The sequence below is a fragment of the Bacillus sp. CGMCC 1.60114 genome, assembly GCF_042676365.1.
Classification (GTDB): domain Bacteria; phylum Bacillota; class Bacilli; order Bacillales; family Bacillaceae_G; genus Bacillus_A; species Bacillus_A rhizoplanae_A.
In genome coordinates, this window is record NZ_JBHTHG010000084.1 from 207,175 (window position 1) to 231,880 (window position 24,706).

At 35.9% G+C, this 24,706-nt stretch carries 21 protein-coding genes and 1 pseudogene; 6 read left to right on the top strand and 16 right to left on the bottom strand.

From position 1 onward, the window contains the following. Nucleotides 1–270: 270 nt before the first annotated feature. Complete coding sequence (locus tag ACFQZ1_RS12840; protein WP_377882566.1) at nucleotides 271–1,671, top strand: DJ-1/PfpI family protein; 1,401 nt, start codon at nucleotides 271–273, stop codon at nucleotides 1,669–1,671. 243 nt (nucleotides 1,672–1,914) lie between these two features. Here ACFQZ1_RS12840 and ACFQZ1_RS12845 read toward each other — a convergent pair whose 3' ends face one another. The 4 genes from ACFQZ1_RS12845 to ACFQZ1_RS12860 all read right to left on the bottom strand — a co-directional run bounded on the left by ACFQZ1_RS12845 (nucleotide 1,915) and on the right by ACFQZ1_RS12860 (nucleotide 6,480). Further along, the gene (locus ACFQZ1_RS12845; protein ID WP_377882568.1) at nucleotides 1,915–2,379 is read right to left on the bottom strand and encodes a hypothetical protein; all 465 of its coding nucleotides are present in this window, start codon (nucleotides 2,377–2,379) and stop codon (nucleotides 1,915–1,917) included. A 170-nt stretch (nucleotides 2,380–2,549) separates the two neighbouring features. Beyond that, nucleotides 2,550–2,861: a hypothetical protein gene (locus ACFQZ1_RS12850; RefSeq protein ID WP_377882569.1), complete on the bottom strand. Its 312-nt coding sequence runs from the start codon at nucleotides 2,859–2,861 to the stop codon at nucleotides 2,550–2,552. A gap of 207 nt (nucleotides 2,862–3,068) precedes the next feature. Further along, nucleotides 3,069–5,039: a hypothetical protein gene (locus tag ACFQZ1_RS12855; protein ID WP_377882571.1), complete on the bottom strand. Its 1,971-nt coding sequence runs from the start codon at nucleotides 5,037–5,039 to the stop codon at nucleotides 3,069–3,071. Nucleotides 5,040–5,103: 64 nt separating this feature from the next. Next, on the bottom strand, nucleotides 5,104–6,480 hold the full coding sequence (locus ACFQZ1_RS12860; RefSeq protein WP_377882572.1) for a hypothetical protein: 1,377 nt from the start codon (nucleotides 6,478–6,480) through the stop codon (nucleotides 5,104–5,106). A 120-nt stretch (nucleotides 6,481–6,600) separates the two neighbouring features. On the opposite strand from ACFQZ1_RS12860, the pseudogene ACFQZ1_RS12865 reads away from it, so the two are divergent. Next, nucleotides 6,601–6,735, top strand: a pseudogene (locus ACFQZ1_RS12865) (response regulator); the annotation flags it as partial. A gap of 331 nt (nucleotides 6,736–7,066) precedes the next feature. After that, entirely contained in the window at nucleotides 7,067–8,353 is a 1,287-nt protein-coding gene (locus tag ACFQZ1_RS12870) for a TcaA 3rd/4th domain-containing protein (RefSeq protein WP_377882573.1), read from the top strand. A gap of 94 nt (nucleotides 8,354–8,447) precedes the next feature. Here ACFQZ1_RS12870 and ACFQZ1_RS12875 read toward each other — a convergent pair whose 3' ends face one another. The 5 genes from ACFQZ1_RS12875 to ACFQZ1_RS12895 form a co-directional block, all read right to left on the bottom strand. Next, the gene (locus tag ACFQZ1_RS12875) at nucleotides 8,448–10,130 is read right to left on the bottom strand and encodes a glycerol-3-phosphate dehydrogenase/oxidase (RefSeq protein WP_377882574.1); all 1,683 of its coding nucleotides are present in this window, start codon (nucleotides 10,128–10,130) and stop codon (nucleotides 8,448–8,450) included. A gap of 133 nt (nucleotides 10,131–10,263) precedes the next feature. Continuing rightward, nucleotides 10,264–11,754: a glycerol kinase GlpK gene (glpK, locus tag ACFQZ1_RS12880; protein WP_377882575.1), complete on the bottom strand. Its 1,491-nt coding sequence runs from the start codon at nucleotides 11,752–11,754 to the stop codon at nucleotides 10,264–10,266. Nucleotides 11,755–11,767: 13 nt separating this feature from the next. Further along, nucleotides 11,768–12,589: an MIP/aquaporin family protein gene (locus ACFQZ1_RS12885; protein ID WP_377882576.1), complete on the bottom strand. Its 822-nt coding sequence runs from the start codon at nucleotides 12,587–12,589 to the stop codon at nucleotides 11,768–11,770. A gap of 216 nt (nucleotides 12,590–12,805) precedes the next feature. Next, nucleotides 12,806–13,366, bottom strand: coding sequence for a glycerol-3-phosphate responsive antiterminator (locus ACFQZ1_RS12890; RefSeq protein ID WP_377882577.1), 561 nt, complete (start codon nucleotides 13,364–13,366; stop codon nucleotides 12,806–12,808). Between the two features lie 176 nt (nucleotides 13,367–13,542). Then, the gene (locus ACFQZ1_RS12895) at nucleotides 13,543–13,971 is read right to left on the bottom strand and encodes a VOC family protein (protein WP_377882702.1); all 429 of its coding nucleotides are present in this window, start codon (nucleotides 13,969–13,971) and stop codon (nucleotides 13,543–13,545) included. A gap of 275 nt (nucleotides 13,972–14,246) precedes the next feature. On the opposite strand from ACFQZ1_RS12895, the gene ACFQZ1_RS12900 reads away from it, so the two are divergent. Beyond that, entirely contained in the window at nucleotides 14,247–14,672 is a 426-nt protein-coding gene (locus ACFQZ1_RS12900; RefSeq protein WP_377882578.1) for a VOC family protein, read from the top strand. Between the two features lie 169 nt (nucleotides 14,673–14,841). Here the strand turns inward: ACFQZ1_RS12900 and ACFQZ1_RS12905 are convergent, their stop codons facing one another. The 4 genes from ACFQZ1_RS12905 to ACFQZ1_RS12920 form a co-directional block, all read right to left on the bottom strand. Continuing rightward, nucleotides 14,842–16,476, bottom strand: a complete 1,635-nt coding sequence (locus tag ACFQZ1_RS12905) for an FAD-dependent oxidoreductase (RefSeq protein WP_377882579.1) — start codon at nucleotides 16,474–16,476, stop codon at nucleotides 14,842–14,844. 569 nt (nucleotides 16,477–17,045) lie between these two features. Further along, nucleotides 17,046–17,615 carry a dihydrofolate reductase family protein gene (locus ACFQZ1_RS12910; RefSeq protein WP_377882580.1) on the bottom strand — a complete coding sequence of 190 codons (570 nt, stop codon included), beginning with the start codon at nucleotides 17,613–17,615 and terminating at the stop codon, nucleotides 17,046–17,048. Between the two features lie 341 nt (nucleotides 17,616–17,956). Next, nucleotides 17,957–18,676: an SDR family NAD(P)-dependent oxidoreductase gene (locus tag ACFQZ1_RS12915; protein WP_377882581.1), complete on the bottom strand. Its 720-nt coding sequence runs from the start codon at nucleotides 18,674–18,676 to the stop codon at nucleotides 17,957–17,959. Nucleotides 18,677–19,146: 470 nt separating this feature from the next. After that, on the bottom strand, nucleotides 19,147–20,394 hold the full coding sequence (locus ACFQZ1_RS12920) for an esterase-like activity of phytase family protein (protein WP_377882582.1): 1,248 nt from the start codon (nucleotides 20,392–20,394) through the stop codon (nucleotides 19,147–19,149). Nucleotides 20,395–20,894: 500 nt separating this feature from the next. On the opposite strand from ACFQZ1_RS12920, the gene ACFQZ1_RS12925 reads away from it, so the two are divergent. After that, on the top strand, nucleotides 20,895–22,178 hold the full coding sequence (locus tag ACFQZ1_RS12925) for a phytoene desaturase family protein (RefSeq protein ID WP_377882583.1): 1,284 nt from the start codon (nucleotides 20,895–20,897) through the stop codon (nucleotides 22,176–22,178). Nucleotides 22,179–22,195: 17 nt separating this feature from the next. After that, nucleotides 22,196–23,068 (top strand): RNA polymerase sigma-70 factor, encoded by an 873-nt coding sequence (locus ACFQZ1_RS12930; protein ID WP_377882584.1) that lies wholly within the window; start codon nucleotides 22,196–22,198, stop codon nucleotides 23,066–23,068. A 459-nt stretch (nucleotides 23,069–23,527) separates the two neighbouring features. On the opposite strand, the gene ACFQZ1_RS12935 is transcribed toward ACFQZ1_RS12930, so the two are convergent. From ACFQZ1_RS12935 to ACFQZ1_RS12945, 3 genes are read right to left on the bottom strand one after another with little or no spacing between them, the layout of a single operon-like run. Further along, on the bottom strand, nucleotides 23,528–23,683 hold the full coding sequence (locus ACFQZ1_RS12935; RefSeq protein ID WP_377882585.1) for a sporulation YhaL family protein: 156 nt from the start codon (nucleotides 23,681–23,683) through the stop codon (nucleotides 23,528–23,530). A 20-nt stretch (nucleotides 23,684–23,703) separates the two neighbouring features. Next, nucleotides 23,704–23,883, bottom strand: a complete 180-nt coding sequence (locus tag ACFQZ1_RS12940) for a hypothetical protein (RefSeq protein WP_377882586.1) — start codon at nucleotides 23,881–23,883, stop codon at nucleotides 23,704–23,706. Beyond that, entirely contained in the window at nucleotides 23,876–24,448 is a 573-nt protein-coding gene (locus tag ACFQZ1_RS12945; protein ID WP_377882587.1) for a cysteine hydrolase family protein, read from the bottom strand. Before ACFQZ1_RS12945 ends, ACFQZ1_RS12940 begins: the two co-directional genes overlap by 8 nt. Between the last annotated feature and the right edge of the window lie 258 nt (nucleotides 24,449–24,706).

Here is a 24,706-nt window from a genome sequence, read left to right on the forward strand (position 1 = left end):
TATAACATATACCTTACAGGGGTATCACAAAATTTTGCGTCATACTCCGCAAAGTGTGCGGTTTTTACCAATTCAAATTCAGTACAATATGAGGGTAGATAACAAGCAGCACATTTTGGAGGTAGAATAAATGATTTTTGTTCAGAATGTATCAAAAGTCTATTCATTGGAATCAGGAGATTAAGCTGCGTTAAAGAATAACAACATTCACACACGGAAAGGTGATTGATGGCGAATGGTATTGTATATAAAATTACGGGGAGGAAAAAAATGAAGAAGTTATTCTTACGTTTAGCTGTTTATGTATTCATTTTTATTGTGTTTATGGGGGGGATCTGGTTCTATGGCTTTAATCGTCATCAAAAAGATTTTTACTCAAATGTCCGCCATGAGCCAGTTCCTTCGCTACAAGGAGTGAAAGTCCCTGAGTATGACCCCCTTAAACCTACTGTGGCAGTCATGATGGCGGATTCATCAATACCAACTGAAGATTTCGATTTTCTCATTCCATACACACTGTTTTCTATGACGGATGCCTACAATGTATACGCCGTTGCACCGGACAAAAACGTGAAGTCCTTATCAGGTGGACTGGATGTAATACCACATTACTCTTATAAAGAACTGGATAACCTATTAAATAAAAGCCCAGATATTATTGTGGTCCCTTATATGCCCGGAGTAGATGAACAGAAATATCAACCAACTCGCGAATGGATTCAACAACATTCCAGCAGTAAAACCACCACTTTTCTCAGCATTTGTGGTGGGGCGAAGAATCTTGCCGATACAGGTTTATTAAAAGGGAAATCAGCCACCTCATTCTGGCAATTCCTCCCCATATTAATGAAGCAATATCCTGATACACATTGGAAAGAGGATGTAAGGTATGTTCACGAAGGAAATACCTTAACTTCAGCCGGTCAAAGCGCAGGTATTGATGCAGTACTTCACCTAATATCTCAGAAACTAGGAGAACCCGTGGCTGCAAAAATATCTAAGGAAATTAGTTATCCTTCCTACCAATTCGTTCAAAATCCAAAGGTGGACCACCCTTTTTACGTGGATATAAAACTTGCAACATATTTGCTAAATCTTGGATTTCATTGGAATAAGAAACAAATGGGGGTACTTCTGTATAAAGATATGGATGAAATAGCTTTATCTTCTATATTTGATTCTTATGGAGACACCGGAACGACACGAGTCTTGACCGTTTCTAGTTCGGATGCACCAATTACTACGAAACATCATCTGAATATACTGGCTAGGCATCAAATATCTAATGCTCCAAAATTAGACAAAATGATCATACCAGGTGGCAACGCAAAATCACTAGCAGCAGCAGATGTAAGACTTTGGGGTGAAAAGGGTAATGCTAAAGAGACCCTCTTTATTCATAGTGATTCACCAAACAGATATGTATTCGAAGCGCCATTGGAAGACTTAGCTAAACAAGAAGACCTTTTAACTGCCAAGCACGCTGTAAAACGATTTGAATATCGTGCAAATGGTATCCATCTTGAAGGCAAACCGCTTCCACTTGGAACATACAGCAATATGGTGTTAACCGGTTTACTGGCTTTGTTGGTAGCTTTCTATATAGACAGACGCTTCATTATGAAGAAGAAAGCTTCCAAAGTAATGAATACCTCAATGGAAAACTCCTAAGCCCTAGGTATTTATTCAGCTGGTGTCGATCATTCTCATTTGCACCGAACTATGGTGGAAACTACTCGGCACATGCGAATCATGATCCGGGTATTGAGGAGCTAGTTACTAAATAATGAAAACCACACCATCTCTAAAACTTTAGAGAGGTGTGGTTTCACTTTATAAATTAGGAGTTTTATTTTTATTTCAATATATATCCATCATACAAAAAAACGCCCCGTATTGCGGGGGCGTTAAGGTCTATCTCTCTTTCAGATGTTGTTGTAATTCGTCTATGACTTTTTGTAAAGCAACGTGCTGTTCTCGTGCTAGTACTAATTCTTCCTTTACTAAAGTCAATTCTTCCACAACTGTATTATGAGTCTCACTAATAGTCTTTTCAACTTTTTGTAATGCATCGTACTGTTCTCGTGCCAGCGCTAATTCTTCCTTTACTAAAGCCAATTCCTCCATTACCGCATCATGAGTCTCACCTATGATCTTTTCATCTTTTTCCCCGGCGATCCTTGCCACATATCCGATGACAGGTAAGGCAATGCCTTGAAAGATCGTCTGTACCACATACTGTACCCATTCTACAAGAGTATTTGGATGCTGAAAGAAAAGCGGCACAATTACAAGCCCAAAAATGATATAAAAGCAAGCCATTGTAGAAAACCATAGGGCCAGTTTGTCACCAAGCCATGCATTAAAACGTCTTATCATTTATCACCCCTTATCTAAAATAAAGTTGCTCTTTTGTACATTTGAAGAAAAGGATTTCCGTTCCGTTTATTTCGCTATTCAAATGAATTGATTCTGTAAGAGCACGATTGGGCGGGCTTCCATCAGTGGGAGATAAAGAACCCTCCCACTGATGGAAGTTTCACTTTATATCAATCTTTTTTACTTTGTTCTAGTAACTTAATAAGTAGAATGACAGCATTGATGAGAAGATATATAGTTGCAAATCTCCAAATGGTTTGCTCAACAGGTGGAAAATTCGTCTTATAAATAAACGGCCGAACGCACACGTAGATAAATGCATGATATAAGATTAACAAGTTCATCCACTTAAGGAATGATCTCCAATTTTTCACTGTGATTCCAGCTACAACAACAAGGATTGTAAAATAAAAGAAACTAAGTAAAAGTCCTGTTAAAAATCCTGTCAATTCATTAATCATTCCCATTATCAAAAATGTCACATCCTTTCCTGCATAATGTACTATCATCCTATGCAGGAAAGGGACAAGCTGTTTGTACACGTGTACTTTGTAAAAAAATATCATATGTGATTCGTGTATATGTCAATTTCGGCGCCATTTTATCAAAAAATAAAAAGCCAAGAATTTAATCTCAGCTTTTTTGTAGGAGAAGCTTATCATGACGTAAAGGTACTATTTATCTATGATTTACTCGATTAATCTAATCATGTTGTAAGAATAACGATTAGCAATAAGGAAATCATCAGATAACATATTCCAAATACCCTCCCAAGACTCTCCCTTTGGCTTACCCTCTGTACCCCTATCTACAACCCAATCATTAATTTCTTTATCAAATACTCTCATCGAGCTTGATCCTGATCCATCTAAAATAATACAATTTTTTTCATCAAAGCCTAATTCCTTGAGACGGGATTTCAAACCCTCAATCGACACCCCTTCAAGCGTAATCATTAAATACGCATAAATGGTTCCATCTTCTTCCTGAAAACCTAACACTGTTCTTCTAACTGGAAGAGGGAATGAAAATTGCATCTGATTATTAAAGTATTCTAGTGTAAATTTTTGTTTAAAACTTTCCCAGCTGCTAAAATCCTCCCAAGTAATTGGGTAAAGTCCGATATGCTCAGGATCAAAACCTTTCCCACCAATAGCATTTATTATAACTTGATTAGAATGATGCTGATGATCATTCTTATCCAGATTTTCAAAGTGATTTTTTATTTCATCTATGCTTTTAGCATCAATAATCTCTGCTTTTGTTTTTTTCAAATCCTTATCGTAATAAGTAACGAAAGTTGGTCGAGAAAGGTGTTTGCCAGAGCAACCATTAAAATCATATCCATCAGTTGATCCATCAGTTAATCCTCTAGGATTATAATAAGTCATTGAGCAAGGCTTATAAACATAATCATCATTTGATGGATCATACTTTACTGGATCATATGATGGATTATAATATCCTCCGTTTATTCCAATATAGTTCGTTTCACTTACAGGTTTCCTAATAACTTCAGTTCGAATATTATCAATTGGAGTTTTAATAACACGTAAGCTTACGGTATCAAGTAAAACTTTTGTGGGCTGCAGGTAGTAATCGTAATTTTTTGGAATTTCATCATCCACTTTAGCTTCAACTTTCTCCGCTGTAGATCCCTCCAATACATTGAAATTGAGGATCTTTTTTTGTTTGCTCATAGCTTTAATCACACCTCTACCTTCTTTCGGTACAGATGCAAAATACTCATCATAGTTGTTATAATAACCCATTGCAAGGTTTTCAGTTATTAGATAGGTTTTACCATTCTTAACATCAAGAACACCAATATCCCCCATCGTTTCCTGTTCTTCCTCGGAGTATTCCCTATTCTCTACATAGATGTTAAACAAATAGATATCATCATATACTTTCCCATCGAACTTAAATTTAAAGGTTACACCACCACTATCATTTTCTTCAACAATATAATGATTTTTCCAAAACTTTGGAAGCGTTAGCTCAAATCCTAATTCTCCATTAATATATTTAATCCCATTGGCCGTTTCTTGATTTGTTTCTTCTTCTGCTGTTCCTCCATTTTTTCCTTGCTCTTTTGGTTTCACTTCTCCTGCTGTATCTCCTCTTGCTCCAGTTTCATTTGTCTCCAACATTTTGAAACTATCAAAAACTTCGGGTATTTGACCAAGCATATTTAAGACAGTATCTTGTTCTTCTCCAGGTGGAATACTATCTCGATAAAGATGCAGAGCATCATAGTAACAGTAATAACCCATGTTATTTTTAGTACCAAGCTCACTCATCCATCTTATCCCCTCGTTCCACCCTTCTTCTTTCTTGGTGTCGTATTTAATAATAAACAAAGGAGGGATATCATCATTTTTTTTACCTTCATACGTAAATACAAATCTTACTAAATTATTCTCTTCTTCGATTTCATAATTTCCTTCCCAAGATTTTGGGATTATTAGTGAAAATCCCAATTTTTTATTCACATATTCAATACCATTAGCCTGTTTTTGACTTGTTGCTGCATGAACCATAGACGATTCTAAAATGGCGGGGACAATACAAGTAGTAAGCATCACTAGGATTAATGACAAATAACAGATATTTCTTTTAAACATTTTATTTACAATCCCCTCTATAAATAAAGTCATGAATCTTTCCTTCCGTTAAGAAGGTAATATCTGCTGTGGAACCGCTAGTAAGAGTCACACTCTTTTATGAAGGTTCATCAATTAATCTAATCATGTTGTATACTTTCCTATCTGCGGGATTCTTTGTGTCCGTCTCAAAGAAATATCCCACTAAGTAAACGAAAAAGTATGAAATTGGACCCATACCTTCGCTCCCTTTATCTGTATCCCATTCCCATTTACCATTATTTTTAACCTTAGCTTGCATTGACGTCGATCCAGAACCATCTAACAAAATATGTTCATCTTTCTTAAAACCTAACTTTTCAATATATAACTGTAGTCTTTCAACCGTTACAAAAGATTGTGTGATAATTAAATAAGCGTAGACAGTACCGTTCTCTTCTTTATATGCTAGTACTGTTCTTCTGAGTTCATGCCAAGAATAATCTTTTTGATCGCCTCCAAAATGATTTATGTCATAACCTTTCCCACCAATGGCATTTATGACCTCTTGATGCGGTGCAAATTGTTTGAACACATCGTCCAAGCTTGCAGCTGGGATAATTGTTGCTTTAGTCCGCTTTTCATTTTTATCGTAATAAGTAACGAAAGTTGGTCGAGAAGCGATACTGTTCGGATATGTTTCAGGGTCGCTCGTACTGTTAAAATTACTTACCTCAGTTGATCCATTTGTTACCATAGCAGGATTGTAATAAGAAATTGAACGAGGTTCCACTTTCCCCTTACTCTGATCATTGAATCCGCCATTTATACCGATATAGTTCGTTGCACTTACAGGTTTCTTAATAACTTCAGTGCGAATATTGTCAATAGGAGTCTTAATATAAGAAAATGAAACTGCTTTACCTCCAATTCTTATGGTTCTACTCGATTCAAAATCATATAGGTTTATAGTAGACCTTTTTGGAGCTTCCCATCTACCGTTAGCTTTTTTGTCGAGCATTTTAAAACTCTTTAAGATATCTGTTATTTGCTTGGTCATCGTTGCAATCATCCTGCGTTCCTCCTCGGTTGCTTCCGGAAACATCTCTTCATAACGGTCGTAATGTTGAAGTGCATAATCCACACTCACTGAATAAGCTTTCCCATTATTAGTTCCAATAAGAAAATCTTCCCCACCCTCTGTTTCTAGATTGTCATCTCCCACATGAATCGTAAAAAGAAAGATATTGTTATATATTTCATTGTCATAGGTTCTATTAAGCTTAGTCCTAAAGGCTACATTTGTTTTATCCCTTACTTCAACACTGTATTTACCTCTCCAAGACTCTGGAAGTGTTAGTGAAAATCCCAAATCATTATTCACATACTTTATTCCAGGCTCTTGCATCGATGCTTCAGAGGTTTGTATAACTGCATGAACTGTAGAAAGAGGAGCGACACTAGAAGTAATCATTATAAGGATTAATAATAAATAGTTAAATTTTCTTTTTAACATTTTACATTCCCTCCATAGACAAAGTCTTGAGGCTCCGACTTTCACTGTTATAACATTCATTTTATTATGCATTGATTCCTCATATCTCTTTATTTTTTATTCATTATCTATGAATAACCTAATTTAATGATATTAGATATTATGATGCCAAATATAGATGGGATAGAAGTATGTAAACGAATAAGAGAATTTAGTAATATTCCCATTCCTATGCTAAGTGCAAAAACCGAAGATATGGAACAATTGAAATCCGTAGTGATACAGAAAAAACAACGTTTACTTCTATTTTATATTTCTCATAACTTTGAAATTCCAATTTTTCTCTACTCGTATATTTTAGAGTTACTTTACATTTACTTTTCATAGACCTCATTAACTAAATGCAGAAAGTATTCTTTAAATATATTTAGCAAATCACGATCTTTTTGATTAAGAGCTTTCTTTAAGTTCTTAAAATAGAAATCAATACCTTTAAGACCTAGTATCTCAACATCACTTTTATAGATTTTAAAATTCTAAATATCCATTATAAATCTGAAGATTCCCACATATCATGAGAATGATGAGAATTAAAGGAGGGGATTTTATGAAAAAGAAATTATTAATCTTTGGAATACCAACTGTTGCTGTATTAATTATTATTTTTTTAGTAATAGGCAAATCACCTTCCCCATCGGATCTTTCAGCTGACTTTGAAGAAAAGGTTAAAAATGGGGATGCCGAAGAGTTGATGGATTTGGTCACGGTCGATAAAGGGGTACAATGGGATAAAAATAGCGCTAAAAGTATTATTAATTACTTAAATGCAGAAAAACGCGATTTCAAAGATCAAATCATGTTATTAAATGCACAGGCAAGTTACTATGAAACTGACGGAATATCGAATAATAAAATTTCTCAATTATATCCTGGTAATAGTATTTCAAGTATCGGTCCATTTTACATAACTAAAGAAGACAGCCTATTTGGCGATAAATACGTTCTTAAAGCACGAGGATATAAGCTAAAAGTGAATGGTGAAAAAGGAGCAAAGGTTACCCTAAATAACAAAAATATTGACATGGATAAGGAATCAATCATGTTAGGTACATTTGGACCGGGGGTATATGTTATTAAAGGGCAAAAAAATTTTGATTATGTAACTGTTAAGGATCAAAAAAAGGTCACACTTTTTGATATAGACGATTTTGAGGAAACAGCAAGTTTAAACTTTTCTGGTGAAACAGTACCGGTTAGTGTCGATATTCCCACCACTTTATTGGTAAATGGTAAGAAAACAAAAGAAATTAAAGATGATGACCAATTTGGCCCTGTAAAAGATGGCATTACGTTACAAGGAGTAACGGAATTTCCGTGGGGTAAAGGAAAAAGTGAACTACAGAAAGTTGAAATCAAATCGAAAAAGCAATATAATTTAGCACCCAATCCAATAGTAGATGAGACCATAAAAAAACAGATTACAACAGTGATAAATGACTTTTACAAGAATTCAATCGCAGCCAAAGTAAACAAAGACCCTAATCAGTTAACAAACGTATCAGATCATTTGAAATTGGAGTACACAAAAACCATTGAACGTTATGATGGTGATATACGCTATTTTAAAGGTGAAGCCTTAGGCACTAGAATCGATTTTTCACACGTAACATGTCGAATCGATGAAGGGAGCTATCTTCTAGAAATTCCAGTTGAATATCATGAAAAATCAAATGAAAGTGTTCTCTCTCTTTATACAGAAAAATATTCAAAGAAATTAATTACATTAAAGTACGATGAGAAACAAAAAAATTGGCTTATTGAAAATGAAACAGATCAACTAATTTTGGGTGATGACTATATGACAAGCGAAGAAGTAGTAAAGACAACATTTTAATGTTGAAGTTAAACAGTCTGAGTGTTTATTAAATTTGACATTTAAAACAAAACCATACCATCTCTAAAATTTTAGAAATGGTATGGTTTTTATTTTACGCTAACGCAGATGCATGCTCTTGCTGATCAACCGGAACAACAGCGTCTGTTAATGCTGCGTCTAATTCAGCAGCATACTTTAGCTTCTCTTCTCCGCTCCAGTTTAATGTCGCTGCCATGTAATTGATTACAGCATCTTTCCATTTATATACCCAGTGAATGTTGAAGAAGACAGCTCCCATACGACGTACGAAGAAGTCGACTGGCTTTGTTGTCATTTCGAATTCCATCGCGTATACGAGTGGAAGAAGTACATCTAGCGGCATGCGATAGCGCTCTGCATCTACTTTATACTCTTTCGCTAATTCAAAAAGTACATCGACATTTGAACCGTAGAACTTCGCGAATTGTTCTGCTTGCTCTGCTGTTAAACCGTATTTTTTACCTTCTTGTGCTTTTTTCGCAATGAATGTTGGAAATTGTTTCGAACCGCCAACATGACCGCCGGAAATTGGCATGTGTTTCGTTGAACTTGCTGGGTATGAACCGTGACCTTCTTTTTGCATTAGAGATGTTACGTAGTCTACAACCATCTCTGCCATTTTGCGGTATCCTGTTAATTTTCCTCCGGCAATTGTGATTAAACCAGATTCAGAAGTCCAAATTTCATCTTTACGAGAAATTTCAGATGCGCTTTTTCCTTCTTCATAAATTAATGGACGAACACCTGCCCAGCTTGATTCAATATCCTTCTCTGTAATGTTTACGCTCGGGAACATGTAGTTAATCGCGTTAATAATATACGTGCGATCTTCTGTTGTCATTTTGGGCACTGCCGCATCTTTATCATAAAATGTATCTGTTGTACCTACGTATGTTTTACCTCCGCGCGGAATCGCAAATACCATACGTCCATCTGGTGTATCAAAATAAATTGCTTGCCCTAATGGGAAACGTTTTTGATCAATCACAAGGTGAACACCTTTTGATAACTGCAAGACTTTCCCTTTCTTCGAATTATCTTTTTCGCGAAGCGTGTCTACCCAAGGTCCTGCTGCGTTGACAATCTTTTTACCATACACTTCATATACTTTTCCATCTAATACATCAACTACGCGTACGCCGCATACTTTTCCATCTTTGTATAAGAATCCGTCTACCTTTGTATAGTTCACTGCCTTTGCACCATGTTTAATTGCTTCTTTCATCACTTCAATTGTTAAACGTGCATCATCTGTACGATATTCTACGTAGTAACCGCCGCCTCTTAATCCATCTTGTTTCACAAGTGGCTCTCTTTTCATTGTTTCTTCGCGGCTAAACATCTTTCTGCGCTCACTTTTCTTAACGCCTGCTAAAAAGTCGTATACACGAAGACCAATTGATGTACTAAATGCACCGAACGTACCGCCTTTATGGAACGGAAGCAGCATCCACTCTGGTGTTGTTACGTGGGGACCGTTCTCATATACAATTGCGCGTTCTTTCCCAACTTCAGCTACCATTTTCACTTCAAACTGTTTTAAATAACGTAAACCGCCGTGAACAAGCTTTGTGGAACGACTTGATGTACCTGCTGCAAAGTCTTGCATTTCAAACACAACTGTTGATAACCCGCGTTTTGCCGCGTCTAATGCAATCCCAGACCCTGTGATTCCGCCGCCGATAACAATAATGTCTAACTCTTGTTTATTTACTTCATTTAAAACATTTTGACGTTGTTTACTTGAAAATTTCATGGTAATTCCTCCTTTTAATTACGAAAAAAAGAGACCACAAACATCACCATAGAATTGCTTCTATAGCGCGTTGTGGTCTCTCCAAATCTCCTACCGAATTATTAACTTATCATCATTATAACACTGTTTATCATTATTTAAAAGCTTTCGTTGCTTCAATTGCTTTTTTCCAGCCAGCATATAGCTCTTCACTTGTACCCGCTTCCATTGCTGGTGCAAAGCTCTTATCCATATTCCACTGTGCTGCGATTTCCTCTTGATCTTTCCAGTATCCAACTGCAAGACCTGCTAAGTATGCTGCTCCTAAAGCTGTTGTTTCATTTACTTCTGGACGCTCTACTGGCACGCCTAAAATGTCGCCTTGGAACTGCATTAAGAAGTTATTTTTCACTGCGCCGCCATCTACGCGTAATGTTTTTAACTCAATGCCAGAATCTGCTTCCATTGCACATAATACATCTTTCGTTTGATATGCTAACGATTCAAGCGTTGCACGTACAAAGTGCTCTTTTGTCGTGCCGCGTGTTAAACCGAATACAGCGCCGCGTACTTCACTATCCCAGTAAGGTGTTCCAAGTCCAACAAATGCTGGAACAACATATACACCGTCAGTTGATGCAACGCGAGTCGCATACACTTCACTTTCACTTGCATCTTTGAACATACGCAGTCCGTCACGAAGCCACTGAATTGCAGAACCCGCTACGAAAATACTACCTTCTAATGCGTATTCTACTTTTCCGTTTAAGCCCCATGCAATTGTTGTTAATAGGCCGTGCTCAGATGCTACTGCTTTTTCACCTGTATTCATTAACATAAAGCAGCCTGTTCCGTATGTATTTTTCGCCATACCTTCACCGAAGCAAGCTTGGCCGAATAATGCCGCTTGTTGGTCACCTGCAATACCCGCAATCGGTACATTTTGACCGAAGAAATGATAATCAACTGTATGACCGTATACTTCAGAAGATGGACGTACTTCTGGAAGCATGCTTGCTGGCACTGTTAACATTTCAAGAAGCTCTTCATCCCATTTTAATTCATGAATGTTATACATTAATGTACGAGATGCATTGGAATAATCTGTTACGTGAACGTTACCACCAGATAACTTCCATACAAGCCACGTATCAATTGTTCCGAATAATAACTCACCGCGCTCTGCTTTCTCTCTTGCACCTTCTACGTTATCTAAAATCCATTTTACTTTTGTACCAGAGAAGTATGCGTCAATTAAAAGGCCTGTTTTTTCACGAACCATATCGTTATAGCCTTTTTCTTTTAGCTCATCACAAATTTCAGCTGTTTGACGAGATTGCCATACGATTGCGTTGTATACAGGTTTTCCTGTTTCTTTTTCCCATACAACTGTTGTTTCACGTTGGTTTGTAATCCCGATACTCGCAATTTGCTCTGGTTTTACATTTGCTTCGCTTAAACAGCTTGCAATAACCGCTAAGATCGATCCCCAAATTTCTTGTGGATTATGCTCAACCCAGCCTGGCTTTGGAAAATGCTGTGTAAACTCTTTTTGCGCAACATGTACAATTTTACCTTCTTTATTAAAAAGAATCGCACGTGAACTTGTTGTTCCTTGGTCTAATGAAAGAATAAATTTCTCCATATCTATTTCCCCCTTATGCTACTTTTCTACTATTTGTATTTTTTCCGCTCTGTTTGCTTGTCATATAAGAGATTGCTAGAACAATCACCGTTGCAATTGTTACATAAATAAGTGCTGAATTTTGTTTTCCTTCAAATACAACTTGATGGAATAACCCTGCTAATGATCCGCCTAGAATTGGTCCTACAACCGGAATCCATGCATATTTCCAATTCGATCCGCCTTTACCCGGAATCGGTAGAAGGAAGTGTGCAATACGAGGTCCTAAATCACGTGCTGGATTGATTGCGTAACCAGTTGTTCCTCCTAATGATAAACCAATGCTTACAATTAAGAAACCAACAACAAACGGATTTAAACCGTCTGCAAATTTATTTGCTCCAATTGCTAAAATACCAAATACTAAAATAAAAGTTCCAATGATTTCACTTAAAAGGTTTGCAAATGTATTTGGAATTGCCGGTCCTGTTGCAAATACGCCTAATTTTGTGCCTGCATCTTCTGTTTCTTTCCAATGTGGTAAGTAATGTAAATATACGATAACTGCTCCAATCATTGCTCCAATCATTTGTGCTGCGATAAACATAGGTACATCGCTCCAAGGAAATGCACCTTTAAACGCAAGTCCAATTGTTACCGCTGGATTTAAATGAGCTCCGCTAATCGATCCAACTGCATAAGCAGCTACTGAAACCGCTAAGCCCCATCCCATCGTAATAACGATCCATCCTGAATTTTGCGCAAACGATTTCTTTAAACTTACGCCAGCGCAAACGCCGCCGCCAAGAATGATTAGTAATGCTGTCCCTATTAACTCCCCTAAAAATGGTGACATATGATCCCTCCATAATCAAATTAAAACGCTTACAGTGAAAGAGGAAAATTGAATGGCCATTCTTTTTCAAAAGAAAAAATCCACAAATACACGTTTCTATAGAAACATAGAAACAATGAAATGTGGATCTCTTCTTTTCTCCGTCACGTTTATTAACTTGTTTATAATGTTAAACGCAAATGAAAGCGGTGTCAATTAAATTTTTCCACATTTCCGTCACTTTTTATGAAAATGTTTCCACAACTCTTTTTTCGAAGTTGTAATCGCTGTTGCACCGGCCTCTAGAGCTCTTTCCACATCATCAACCGTACGAATAAATCCACCTGCTAAAATTGATAATCCCGTCCGCTCTTTCACTTCCGCAATTACATCCGTTAAAGCTCCTGGCAGTACTTCAATATAATCTGGCTTTGTCTTTTCTAATAGAGCACAACTTTTTTCCATTGCACTAGAGTCAATTAAGAAAATGCGTTGAATCGCAACGACGCCTTTCTGCTTTGCTTTCATAATTACGCTAGATTTTGTAGATAACAAACCATATGGACGAAACTCTTGGCATACATATTCCGTTGCATACGCATCACTTTGCAAGCCATGAATTAAATCAACATGTAAAAAGACTTTCTTACCATGCTGCTTCGCTAACGCCACCACACTTTTCAACTGCCCGATATGAATATCTAAAATTACAATATACTCATAAGAACTATGTAATAATTTCTCTAAATCTTTTACTTGCCGAACAGCTGGTAATATTTTTTGTTCATGAAATTCCATTCGAAAATCCCCTTCTTTGTGTCTTTCTATTTCTTATAGTACACAAATTAAGGAAAAAGAAAAGATGGTACGCTAAAGTGCAACTACCATATGCGAGTAGTTGGGCCACAGAAACTGGATCATATCAAAAAATAGAAAGAGCTGACCATTTATAGTCAGCTCCCTTCTTATATGAATTATTGTTGGCAAGCAGCCGTTGAAACTTGCCATTGTACACCGAATTTATCTTGTACTTGGCCGTATAACGGACTCCAGAAAGTTTCTTGAAGCGGCATGATGACTTGACCGCCGTCCTGTAATTTTGCAAATACCTCTTCTGCTTTTTCTGCACCTTGTATATGAATTGCTATAGTCAAGTGTGATCCAATTTCGTGTGCCTGACCTGGGAACGTATCAGAAATCATAAGATCCGTATTACCAATTTTTAAATGTGCATGTAAAACAAGGTCCTTCGCCTCAGCAGGAACTGGATGTTCCGGATTTTCTGGCATGTCTCCAAACGTTTGAAGCATTTCAACCTTTGCATCCAATGCATTTTCATAAAACTTAACAGCTTCCTGTCCATTACCATTCGTCACTAAATACGGGTTAATACTTAAGATCATCACAAGCACCTCTTTCTAAAATGTTTAACATATGTAACCACAAAACAGAACACATGTTTCTATTTTATTTTATCACATATTACTTGTTTACGGAACTCTTTTACTTCATTTGTGCAATAAAAAAAATCGACACTTCCTATGAGGGATTTAGCCTTAACGTACAAAATTCGCAAAATGATTCTTGAAATATGACAGCCTTTAGCCTACACACTAAAGTGTTCTAAAGAAGGAAACGCCTGAATGAAATAGAAATATAACGAAAAGGGGATGAGTAGATGAAACTGAATCATTTAAATTTATGTGTTGATGATTTATCGGCAGCGAGAGCTTTTTTTGAAACATTTTTTGATTTTCAATGTTTAGAAGAGAAAGGAAAAGCCCTTGTAGTGATGAGTGATAATGATGGATTTATTCTTGTATTAAGTGATCCAAAAGCGTTTAAAGGGGGAAAAGATGCGACATACCCAGAAGCTTTTCATATTGGTTTCTTAGTAGAAGAACCAAATAAAGTTGATCAAGTATATAATCGCTTAATAGAGGGCGGTATTGAAATAGATAAAGAACCTTACAAGATGAGAGGTAGTAGTTATGGCTTCTACTTTACAGTATTCAATGGATTATTGATTGAGGTTTCTTGTCTTGACTATAAAGACGGTAAAAGAATCTCAAAACCTAATGTTACTAAAGATTCTAAACGTTAATGAACTATTGGATGCTTTATATAAATACAAATTAAAAAATTGACATCTTTTTATGCAAAAAAAGGCTCTCTAAATTTAAAGAGCCTTTACTAGTTAATTCGTATTTTATTTCTTTATCGTAATAGTAGTTCAGTATTGTACCCAAAAATTGCAAATACAACCCTCAAAATTATTTCTCATTTAAAGATGAATTGCATAATAGGCAATTCATCACCTCTTCAAGTACTAAGTCAGGGGTTAATACCCCTTTTTCTGTACGCCATCCAATAAATCCATCTGGTCTTACGAGCACAGCCCCTTCAGGATTTATTCCATACAACCTCCCAAAAATGTTGTCCTGATCAACAAAATCTCCTTTTGGACAAATACGGTACACATTAATGCTCGTTCCTAAATGAGAGGCAATAGTCTGTGCCGCAGTTGACCAAGAGTTATGTTCTGCACCGGTAAATAGTACAAAGTTTCTACCCAGCAAATCCAGTATGGAAATACGCTTTCCTTCATAAGTACCCCACATATGCGGAGCGCGCGTTCCTGGTCTTCCGCCAAGCTCTAAAACATCCATTCTATATGAAGTTGCATCTTGATCGATAATTGCTGCCGAACAGTATTTGTAACCTACAGTAACAGCTAGACTATCCATGTTATTCAGATTATCCTCTTCTTTATTCGCAGCACGGAGTAATATACTGCTTGCGTAATCCGTAGTTAATTGTACAACGGGCTGCCTCTCCTCTTGGTAGGTTTCCAGTAATTTTGGATTCGCTTGATCATGTATAACCGCAGCTAATTTCCAAGCTAAATTGTGTGCATCTTGAACACCTGTATTTGAACCAAATCCTCCCGTAGGCGGCATAAGATGAGCAGCATCACCAGCTAAAAAAACTCGATTATCCTGAAAACGTACCGCTGTACTTTCTGTCGCCTCCCAAGGTGAAGTGCTTAGTATTTTCACATTCAGATTTGGCATCCCAATGGCTTTTCGAACAATTTTTTGACAACGCTCTGCAGAAAAATCTTCAGGTGTTTCTCCTTTTAAAGGATTATAGGCAACATGATAAATCCACCGATCGTTATTATTGACTGGAATAAGTGCACCTAAAACTTCAGGATGTAAAATCATAGAGAAACCAAAGGCATCTCCTTGTATGAGATCGCTCAAATCCGCTTGAAAGTAAATGTTTATATAATGGCCTCCGATATTACCACGACCAGTAGTTGGAATGTCTGCATGTTTACGTATAGAACTTTTGGCACCATCTGCTGCAATTAAATAATCACTATGAATCATCTGTTCTTCTTTAGTTTCACGATCTCGTACAATAGCGGTTACTCCTATATCATCCTGCTTGTAAGAAACAAGTTCATGATTAAACCACAGCTTCCCGCCTAATTTTTGTGCCTCTTGCAGCAACATCGGTTCTAAATCAATTTGATAACAAGCTGTTACCTTTGACGGACTAATCTTTCTAATAATTTCGGACATACTTTCATCATTTTCGGCCTGAGCTATTCTAGCCCTTTTTACCTCTTCAGGGTCTGCTTCAGCCATTGTATGTACAGCAATCCTTCCACGGCAGTTCTCTAGTGACTTTCCTGCGGCGCGAATGTTTTTTTCTAACCCTAATTCTCGGAATAGTTCCATCGTGCGAAAAGTAATTCCCCCTGCCTTCGGATGAATAGCAGTCGTAGCATGCCTTTCAATAAGTAAATAATCGACTTTATGACGCGCAAGAAATAATGCAGAAGTTAGACCTGTCAAACCTCCTCCAATAATTAAAACTGGAACATGATTAGATCTCATGTATATGCCCCTTTCATATAGTACTTACATACATTTCACTGAGCTCAGTAGCCTAAATATAATAAGAAAATCAAGAAAAATGTAGACTTATTTTTTAAAATTATTTATCATATAGATAGAGTACGCCCCAAAATACATAAGATATATGTAATAAGAGCATTCGTAAAAGTCCTTCAAACTGGACATTCAAAAAGAAAAAGTATGTTTTGAAAAAAATGTTTTATTAAAAATCAAGAAAATGATTAGAAATCTTTAAAATTAAAGAGTTAGATTTAATGTTATTTAATAGTGTAAAAAGAAAGGATAGATGCACAAGGAGGAATACCTGCTTACATCTATCCTTTTTTGTACAACAAATGACCTCATTTACCACAACAACATTTTTCCTTATTGAACTAACGCCCCATTAGTTCAATAAGACTTTTAAAGCTTTATAAAATCGTTAAATAAAAAAATGCAGTTAAACCTGTCTGAAAATAAACTTATACTCGCTTAATTTTAATACATGCAATATGGCAATCTCATAATTAACATTACGTTTTTCCTACATCCTTGGGTTTTCCATATCATTATTTGTCATTAAGATGATAGCATAGTTGAACAACGCCAGAGGAAAACCTTTTTGTATTAACCAGTTTTAGATTCAACCTCTGCTTTATGTCAATAAACAAGGGTTTTCCTTCTCCTAAAATAACAGGGTGAACAGATAATCTAAATTCATCAACAAGCCCTAAATTAATAAAAGTTGTAATAAGGCTCGCTCCGCCATAAAGCCAGATGTCTTTACCAGGCTTATTCTTTAATTTATTTACTTCTTCAAAAATATTATCATTTATTAATGTTACTTTATTATCAGTCCTTTTTTGCGTTCTGGAAAACACATATTTTTCTTTACTATGAACTAATCTCCAAATTTCTTTTTCGGTATCAGAATCTTCATTTTCTGGAGTATATTGTCCCCATAAATCATAGCTTCTTTTTCCGTATAAAATAGTATCAATCTGATTTAAGAAATTAATGAACTCCATATCAGAATCCATGATGCACCAGTCTACTTCCCCTTTTTGCCCTTCAATAAATCCATCTAAAGTAACTGCTAAATCTAAAATTATTCTTCTTGGTCTTTTGTTATTGGACATAGTTTTTCCTCCTTTTACTCCTGAAAAATTATTTCTTCCACCAGGCTTTTGTATATTTCTTCATATTTGTCGGTCGTATGCTTCAGCGTAAAGTTATTGAACTAATCTGCCGGTTAGTTCAATAAAAGCAGTTGATACTTTTCTCTTGTCTCATTAAAAAATAGTTTAGACTATAGAAAAAAGTATTAGATTATTAAAAAATAGTTGTGGACTGAAAAGATGTTTTCTGTGCAGCGTGAAATTTTTAAAATCCCTTCAGAAGATCTGAAGGGATTTTCCATTTACATAATTCTTGTTATCGGTAGTTAAGTATCTGATCTTTAAGGAATTCAACTGATTAATTAGACTTTTGTTTCAAACATCGCTGGAATATTAATTTCTTTTACACAAGAAGCCTTAGAAAGATTAATTACACATCTAACCAATAAAACAATATCTTGGAGTGGAATTTGTGTGCCATTATAAGTCGATATAACTTTTTCTATACCGTCTTCATAAGGAATTTGTGTAGCTATTTCACCTGGATTGATACATGTTACACCTATACCACACTTCTTTAGATGCTCCCGTAAAGAATTGCCGATACCGCGCAATCCAAATTTTGAAGCCACAAATGAAACTTGCGTAAAATCAGTATTTTCTAGACCAGCTGTTGAACCTATCAGCAAAACTTTCCCATTTTCTGATTTTTTTAGATTAGGCAACAACCTTTGTATACAAGTAATTGTGGAGATTACATTAACATTGATAATTTCTGCAATTTCCTGGGGATCATCTTTCTCAAAATTATAATCATCTCTAAATCCATTTTTCTCCCATATTCCGACATTATATATTAATACATCTATGATATCGTCATTTAAAAAACGAGCAATCTTATCGCATGAAGTAGGTAATGATAAGTCAGCATCTATCCAAATTCTATGGATTCCATCATTAATTTTCAAACTCTCTGGGCGACTTCTAGAGACGATCCACACCTTATCGCCTCTATCAGGTAATCCTTTCACAAAAGCATCTCCTAATCCTTTGCTTGCTCCAAATATAATAAAATTTCTCATAATTTCCTCCTTTATTAGAATTATATTTAATTCTGTTTCACATAAGTTAAACTGTCTGTAAAATACAATGTTGTATATCATATTTATGTGAGATTTACATAACATATCATTATACGTAGTAAACAAAGAGGCTAATCCCATTTTTTACAAGGATTAAGCCTTTTTCTCTTTTGAGAGCTTTATACAAAAATGTATACATACCTTTTTTATTAAGAATGCTTTCCGTATAAAAATCGCATATCCTCTATTTGGTCTAATACTTTATTTTAGCACCACCCATTCATGACATATAAGGGTGAATCTAAATCTTTCTTTTATGAGTTAAGGTGAAGAAAGGAAGAAGATGATGATGGTATTAATAAAGTTCAGTCTAATACACTTTTTTAATGGAACAGTAAGACCCCCACCTCAAGATTCAGAAAAAATTGAGGTGGGGGATGAAAAAAATTGACACCCTTTTATGTAAATCTTCAGTTTTTGACGGGTGCCTTTTTTGACAATACTTCAAATGCTAGGAATTGTGTTACCTGGCTAGAGTTGAAATTATTATCTGAAACTAGTACAAGGCTGTCGTTCCCATTTGCAAGTTTAGGGCCCCAAGAGATGCCTTCGATATTATCAAGTTTAGATAAACCTAATGTGTTCAAATCAAGAATTAGACGCTTTTTCACAGGCTTAAATTTGCTTTTTTGTAACGAATCTATATTACGAATATCACTCGCTCCGTTAAGATCAACTTCATAAATACGAATATAGTTTTTAAAGCTTCCATCTGCAGCTTGTACACCAGAACGTTCAACTGTTAATAACTCGTGGTTGTTTACCGCAAGAATCTCTGACACGCCATTATCTGCATATTTACCAGGTGCTGGCGTTGCTGGAATTGGATCAACAGGGTATGCGTACTGTCCTAGTACATTCCCTTTACGATCGTATTGAGTGATCCGTGAAAGTGCCCCGGAGTTTGTAGTAGGTATAGGCCCGTCCTGATATAATGGACCTTCCATTGCAACCCATAGTGACTTACCATCAGGTGCAAACGTAGAACCTTCAAAACTAAGGTTATTACGTGATCCAATCTCTTGTGTTGGTGATACTTTAAATATTTCCGGCAGAGGCAATGTAGATAAGTATTGTCCATCACGAGTGGCATGCTTCACGAACGGATTTAAGCCAAGAGAACGATCGCCCTCACTCGTATACCAAATGCTCCCATCTAGAGGATCAATGTTTATGGATTCAAAATCTGGAACTTCTCCACCTTGAGTAATGTATTGTGTTTGATTGGGATAAACACTTCCGTCAGCTTGCTTTAAAAAATTCACTCCGGTCAATTGAATAGAATGAAAATCGTGGAGATTATAGTTGAGCTTAGCATTATAAAAACGCGCAGGATTATAACTTGATCTGTCATCGCTTATCATAACCCATGTGTCACTTTTAGAATCGTACCTAAGTCCTGAAAGACCGCCCACAGTAGTTCCTTCAAAATTCTCATTGAGCGGGATTTTTTCCTCTCCAATAAACCTTAAACTCTTAACGGAATGTTTTTCGTTTACTTTGTTTACACCATCCTTTTTCCCGCTAGAATGGTTATCATTTTCCTGTGATACATGTTGCTCAGCAGCATGAATAGTAATAGGTGATAAAGCTAGACAAGCACTTAATGCAGCAACACTTAAAACGTTAAAATACTTAGGTAACTTAAATTTTTTCATAATACTCTCCCTTTCCTATTTTTATTTTTATACAGCCCCATTTCCTTCATACAAAATTACCCCTCTAAAATAACACCCAGATATGAATTTCCATTTAAGAGACTATTAAAAAAATGTAAAGCATTGTCAAAATTTTAAATAGCTTAAATGTAACGACTTTCTTTCAAAGCACCACAACGAAAAAAAGGATGGTAACCATTCGGCTACTCATCCTCTAACATACGATTATTGCAGCAAAACAGAATCCTTATCTTTATCTGCAATAAAGATCTTTAAAAACCCCAGTCATGTTATTCCGTTAAAGGGCCAGATTGTGAAATAACTATTTAGTAAAGGTAGCATCTGCGAATTGTGCCACCATATGGCCAATAATGAATATAGCCCACAGGTAAAATGGTTCGTATATTCGGCTAAAAAAAGATTTTCATAAATTAAGTTTTTTTGTCACAATTGAACCCCTCTATCCGTCTTGATTAATGAAAAGAATAGGAGGGATTTAAATGAATAAATTTGATGTCGCCATTATTGGTGGTGGGTTTGCTGGATTAACAGCTGCTCTTTTTCTAGCAAAGGAAGGTAAGAAGGTAGTGGTGCTTGAGAAATCAGACCGATACGGAGGACGGTCGATGACCATTAATAAAAATGGCGTTCTCATGAACCTAGGTGCACATGCCCTTTATAAAGGCGGTGAAGCAATGAAGATATTTGATGAACTCGGGATTACAATCGAGGGAAATGAACCGTCTACGGGTGCACATGTTATTTGGAAAAATGAGGTTTATCAAGTACCGATGGGTTTACGTTCCTTATTTTCGAAGCAATTCCTTAATGGTTTAGGGAAGGTCCGTCTTGCAAAGCTTATGTTCCATCTCAGTAAAATGGATGTGAATTCGGTTTCAAATGAAAGCGTGCAAGTTTGGGCAGAAAGAGAAATCATTGATCCAATGGTACGCCACTTCTTTTATGCATTATGTAGATTAACCACTCTAACATATGCTCCAAGTATACAGCTAGCTCGTCCAGTTTTGAGACAGATCCAGAGGGGTATGAAAGAAGGTGTTCTCTATGTCGACCATGGTTGGGAATCTATTGTAACCGAATTAAGGTCTAAAGCTGTTAGTTTCGGTGTTAAACTTCTTGGATCTATGAATGTGAATAGTATTGACCACAATGGCCAAGTTGAGTGCGTGAGTTGTACGAATGGAGAATCGTTTGATGTAGAAAGTGTGATTATTGCAACACCTCCTAACGAAGCATGTCGTCTTGTACCCCATGTTGAAAAAACCTCCCTGTATCGTTGGAAAGAGGAAGCAATTCCTGTAACCGCATCCTGCTACGATTTAGGATTAAAAACGTTGCCTAATATAAATCATCAATTTGTGCTAGGGCTTGACCAACCAGTCGTCTTTACAAATCAATCTAGGGCCGCGAAGCTAAGTAATGACGGAACATCCGTAGTTTCCTTGGTTAAATATCATGATTTGAATAGAATTTCGATAGATTCTCAAACAGATAAACAACAATTAGAACATACAATGGATTTGCTTCATCCAGGCTGGCAAAAAGAAGTGGTCGAACAGCAATATTTACCTAAAATAACCGTTGTGCATAATTTTCCTCATACCGGTAGAACGGAAAAACCAGGTCCAGCAGTTCCAGAAATAAAGGGCCTTTATATAGCAGGAGATTGGGCAGGAGACGAGGAATTATTGGTCGATGCAGCTGTTGCAAGCGCGAAACGTGCAGCATTACACATATTGAAAAAAGATTGGGTGTTAGTATGAATCAAGAGAAAAAGAAGATGGAATTAGAACAAATTTATCAAGATTACAAGCCACTGCTTTTTTCTCTAGCATACCGAATGCTAGGAAGTGTGATGGATGCAGAAGATATTGTTCATGAATCATTCGTTACTTTTGCAAAACTTAAAGATTCCAAGTCCATTACAAGCGTAAAAGCCTATTTGTGTAAAATTACGACCAATTGTTGTATTGATCACTTAAGGTCTGCTGCCCACAAGAGAGAAACTTATGTGGGCACATGGCTTCCTGAACCGATTGTGGAAGATTACCTTGATGATCCGGCTAATTCATATTTTATGAAGGAATCTTTATCCACCGCCTATATAATGTTGTTGCAACAGTTATCTGAAGTTGAAAGAGCGGTGTTTCTTTTACGCGAAGTCTTTCAATACGACTATGATGAGATTGCCTCTATGGTGGATAAAAGCAGCACAAACTGTCGGCAAATATTTCATAGAGCAAAGAAAGGCCTTGTATATGAACCGAATGTTTACCAACAAGATTATCAGCAATTTAGTAACTATGTAGAAAGGTTCACTGCGGCATTGCAAAACGGTGAAATTTCAGAAATGATTCAAATGCTGCAGAAAGACGCAATCTTTTATGCAGATGGTGGCGGGAAAGTTACAACTGCACTTAAACCTATTTATACTGCGGATCGAATTACACGCCTATTTTTGAATATAATTAAAATGTTACCAGAAGATGCAGTGTTCAAATTTAAAAAGGTTAACGGTGGACCAGGAGTTGTTGTTATGATTAACGGTTACCTAGCCTACGTAATTTCATTTGAGTTTAAAGAAGGGAAAATCAATTCCATTTATATGGTGGCGAATCCTGATAAGCTTAGCCTTTTAAACAAAAATATCTAAGAGGTTGACCCAACATCAATAAAAAATGATGTTGGGTCAACCTTACTTACTTCATGATTTCGGAAGACCGAATAGCTACTATCAGATGCAAAGTGTGTTCAAAACCTTATAGTGTACCAAATCCAGCAAAATTGGCATTAGCAGTAAGATCCTTATTAAATTAAAGGGCGCGATTGTACAATAACAATTAGATTTAAACGACTTTATTGTTGTATTTGTAAGTGCAGTGAAGTATTTCACATCAAAAATTAAACAACTTTATTTTAACCCCGTCTTAAAATAAAAACGGGGTTATACCTGTTTTAGATTTTAAAATTAAACAACTTTATTGTTACTCAATAGAAGTTTTAAACAGCTCAAATGTAATGACTTTTTTATAAACCGCTCAACTTTCTTTCAAAGCATCACAACAAAAAAGGATGATAACCATTCGACTACTCATCCTCTAACATACAACTATTATAGCAACACAGAATCCTCATCCTTATCCTGATGACGTCGTTCCCGTTCTTCTGTTAAACGTCTCATATATATTTCGTCTTCTTTTTCAATAAACTCATTATCAATCTCTTGCTCTTTCGTTTTCTTTCCAATTATTCTTAAGAGAATTTTCATTGGTATAGTTATTTTGAAAATTATTTTTTCATATGACAAGACTTACAATAAAGTTCAGTTGCACATTTTGCAAGTGCTACGTCAAAAGCTCCATATGGCATAACATGAGCCTTGGGAAGTTTAACGAATGCAATCAGTTCTTCCTCATTTGTAATTTGCTTTCCACATTCTGAGCACTTTAATTCACTTTTTCTAAACATTATGTACCTCTCCGATAAAATTATTTATTAACTCATCTGTTGTAAGTATTGTTGCAAATTCATCATGCAATGTAGTTAAGGATACATTGTGTATAGTTTCTGCATCATAATATTTATCATTTTGATCCTTCATACCAAATGCCGCTGTTGCATCCGAAATTAAATATGTATGAAAACCTAAATTTCCGCTCATTCTTGTCGTTGTAGATACACAATGAGGTGTAGTTAAACCAGTTATTACAACTGTTTTTATTTTATTGCTATGTAAAAACTCTTCTAAATTGGTACCAATAAAACTACTATTTACTTTCTTTGTTATAATTACTTCTCCATACATCGGTTTAACTATTTCCTTTATAGCAAATCCTTCGTTCTTCGGATAAAATACCGAATTAGGATTATCAGACTCGTGCTTTATATATATTACCTTCCAGCCTTTTTCTCTCCACAACTGTAATATTTTATTGATGTTTTTCTCTGCATTTAAATTATTTCGTTCTCCCCACTTTTTATCATCAAACGCTTTTTGTACATCCACAATAATTAAAGCTTTATCATTATTCATAAAACTTCCCCCTTTGAAAATTTCCAGTTATTACTTTATTCTAAATCCCAATTTTAATCTTATAAATACCATTATTCAAATAATCTATTTATGTTTTGATAATCCATACATCTAAAGTTACTGCAATACGTTTTCTCTTTTAGGTGAACCTTTTTCTCTTTTTTAGAAATACGCGGCCCGAAAAGAAGAAAAGTACAAATCATTTCATATGAAAACAATATATTGCATATAAAAAGGATGGCAACCGTTCATTCGGTC

What these genes read in the sequence shown, in the direction of transcription:
- ACFQZ1_RS12840 (WP_377882566.1), top strand. Translation starts at nt 271, where the DNA reads ATGAAGAAGTTATTCTTACGTTTAGCTGTTTATGTATTCATTTTTATT.
- ACFQZ1_RS12845 (WP_377882568.1), bottom strand. Translation starts at nt 2,379, where the DNA reads ATGATAAGACGTTTTAATGCATGGCTTGGTGACAAACTGGCCCTATGG.
- ACFQZ1_RS12855 (WP_377882571.1), bottom strand. Translation starts at nt 5,039, where the DNA reads ATGACTTTATTTATAGAGGGGATTGTAAATAAAATGTTTAAAAGAAAT.
- ACFQZ1_RS12860 (WP_377882572.1), bottom strand. Translation starts at nt 6,480, where the DNA reads ATGTTAAAAAGAAAATTTAACTATTTATTATTAATCCTTATAATGATT.
- ACFQZ1_RS12870 (WP_377882573.1), top strand. Translation starts at nt 7,067, where the DNA reads ATGAAAAAGAAATTATTAATCTTTGGAATACCAACTGTTGCTGTATTA.
- ACFQZ1_RS12875 (WP_377882574.1), bottom strand. Translation starts at nt 10,130, where the DNA reads ATGAAATTTTCAAGTAAACAACGTCAAAATGTTTTAAATGAAGTAAAT.
- glpK (WP_377882575.1), bottom strand. Translation starts at nt 11,754, where the DNA reads ATGGAGAAATTTATTCTTTCATTAGACCAAGGAACAACAAGTTCACGT.
- ACFQZ1_RS12885 (WP_377882576.1), bottom strand. Translation starts at nt 12,589, where the DNA reads ATGTCACCATTTTTAGGGGAGTTAATAGGGACAGCATTACTAATCATT.
- ACFQZ1_RS12890 (WP_377882577.1), bottom strand. Translation starts at nt 13,366, where the DNA reads ATGGAATTTCATGAACAAAAAATATTACCAGCTGTTCGGCAAGTAAAA.
- ACFQZ1_RS12895 (WP_377882702.1), bottom strand. Translation starts at nt 13,971, where the DNA reads ATGATCTTAAGTATTAACCCGTATTTAGTGACGAATGGTAATGGACAG.
- ACFQZ1_RS12900 (WP_377882578.1), top strand. Translation starts at nt 14,247, where the DNA reads ATGAAACTGAATCATTTAAATTTATGTGTTGATGATTTATCGGCAGCG.
- ACFQZ1_RS12905 (WP_377882579.1), bottom strand. Translation starts at nt 16,476, where the DNA reads ATGAGATCTAATCATGTTCCAGTTTTAATTATTGGAGGAGGTTTGACA.
- ACFQZ1_RS12910 (WP_377882580.1), bottom strand. Translation starts at nt 17,615, where the DNA reads ATGTCCAATAACAAAAGACCAAGAAGAATAATTTTAGATTTAGCAGTT.
- ACFQZ1_RS12915 (WP_377882581.1), bottom strand. Translation starts at nt 18,676, where the DNA reads ATGAGAAATTTTATTATATTTGGAGCAAGCAAAGGATTAGGAGATGCT.
- ACFQZ1_RS12920 (WP_377882582.1), bottom strand. Translation starts at nt 20,394, where the DNA reads ATGAAAAAATTTAAGTTACCTAAGTATTTTAACGTTTTAAGTGTTGCT.
- ACFQZ1_RS12925 (WP_377882583.1), top strand. Translation starts at nt 20,895, where the DNA reads ATGAATAAATTTGATGTCGCCATTATTGGTGGTGGGTTTGCTGGATTA.
- ACFQZ1_RS12930 (WP_377882584.1), top strand. Translation starts at nt 22,196, where the DNA reads ATGGAATTAGAACAAATTTATCAAGATTACAAGCCACTGCTTTTTTCT.
- ACFQZ1_RS12935 (WP_377882585.1), bottom strand. Translation starts at nt 23,683, where the DNA reads ATGAAAATTCTCTTAAGAATAATTGGAAAGAAAACGAAAGAGCAAGAG.
- ACFQZ1_RS12940 (WP_377882586.1), bottom strand. Translation starts at nt 23,883, where the DNA reads ATGTTTAGAAAAAGTGAATTAAAGTGCTCAGAATGTGGAAAGCAAATT.
- ACFQZ1_RS12945 (WP_377882587.1), bottom strand. Translation starts at nt 24,448, where the DNA reads ATGAATAATGATAAAGCTTTAATTATTGTGGATGTACAAAAAGCGTTT.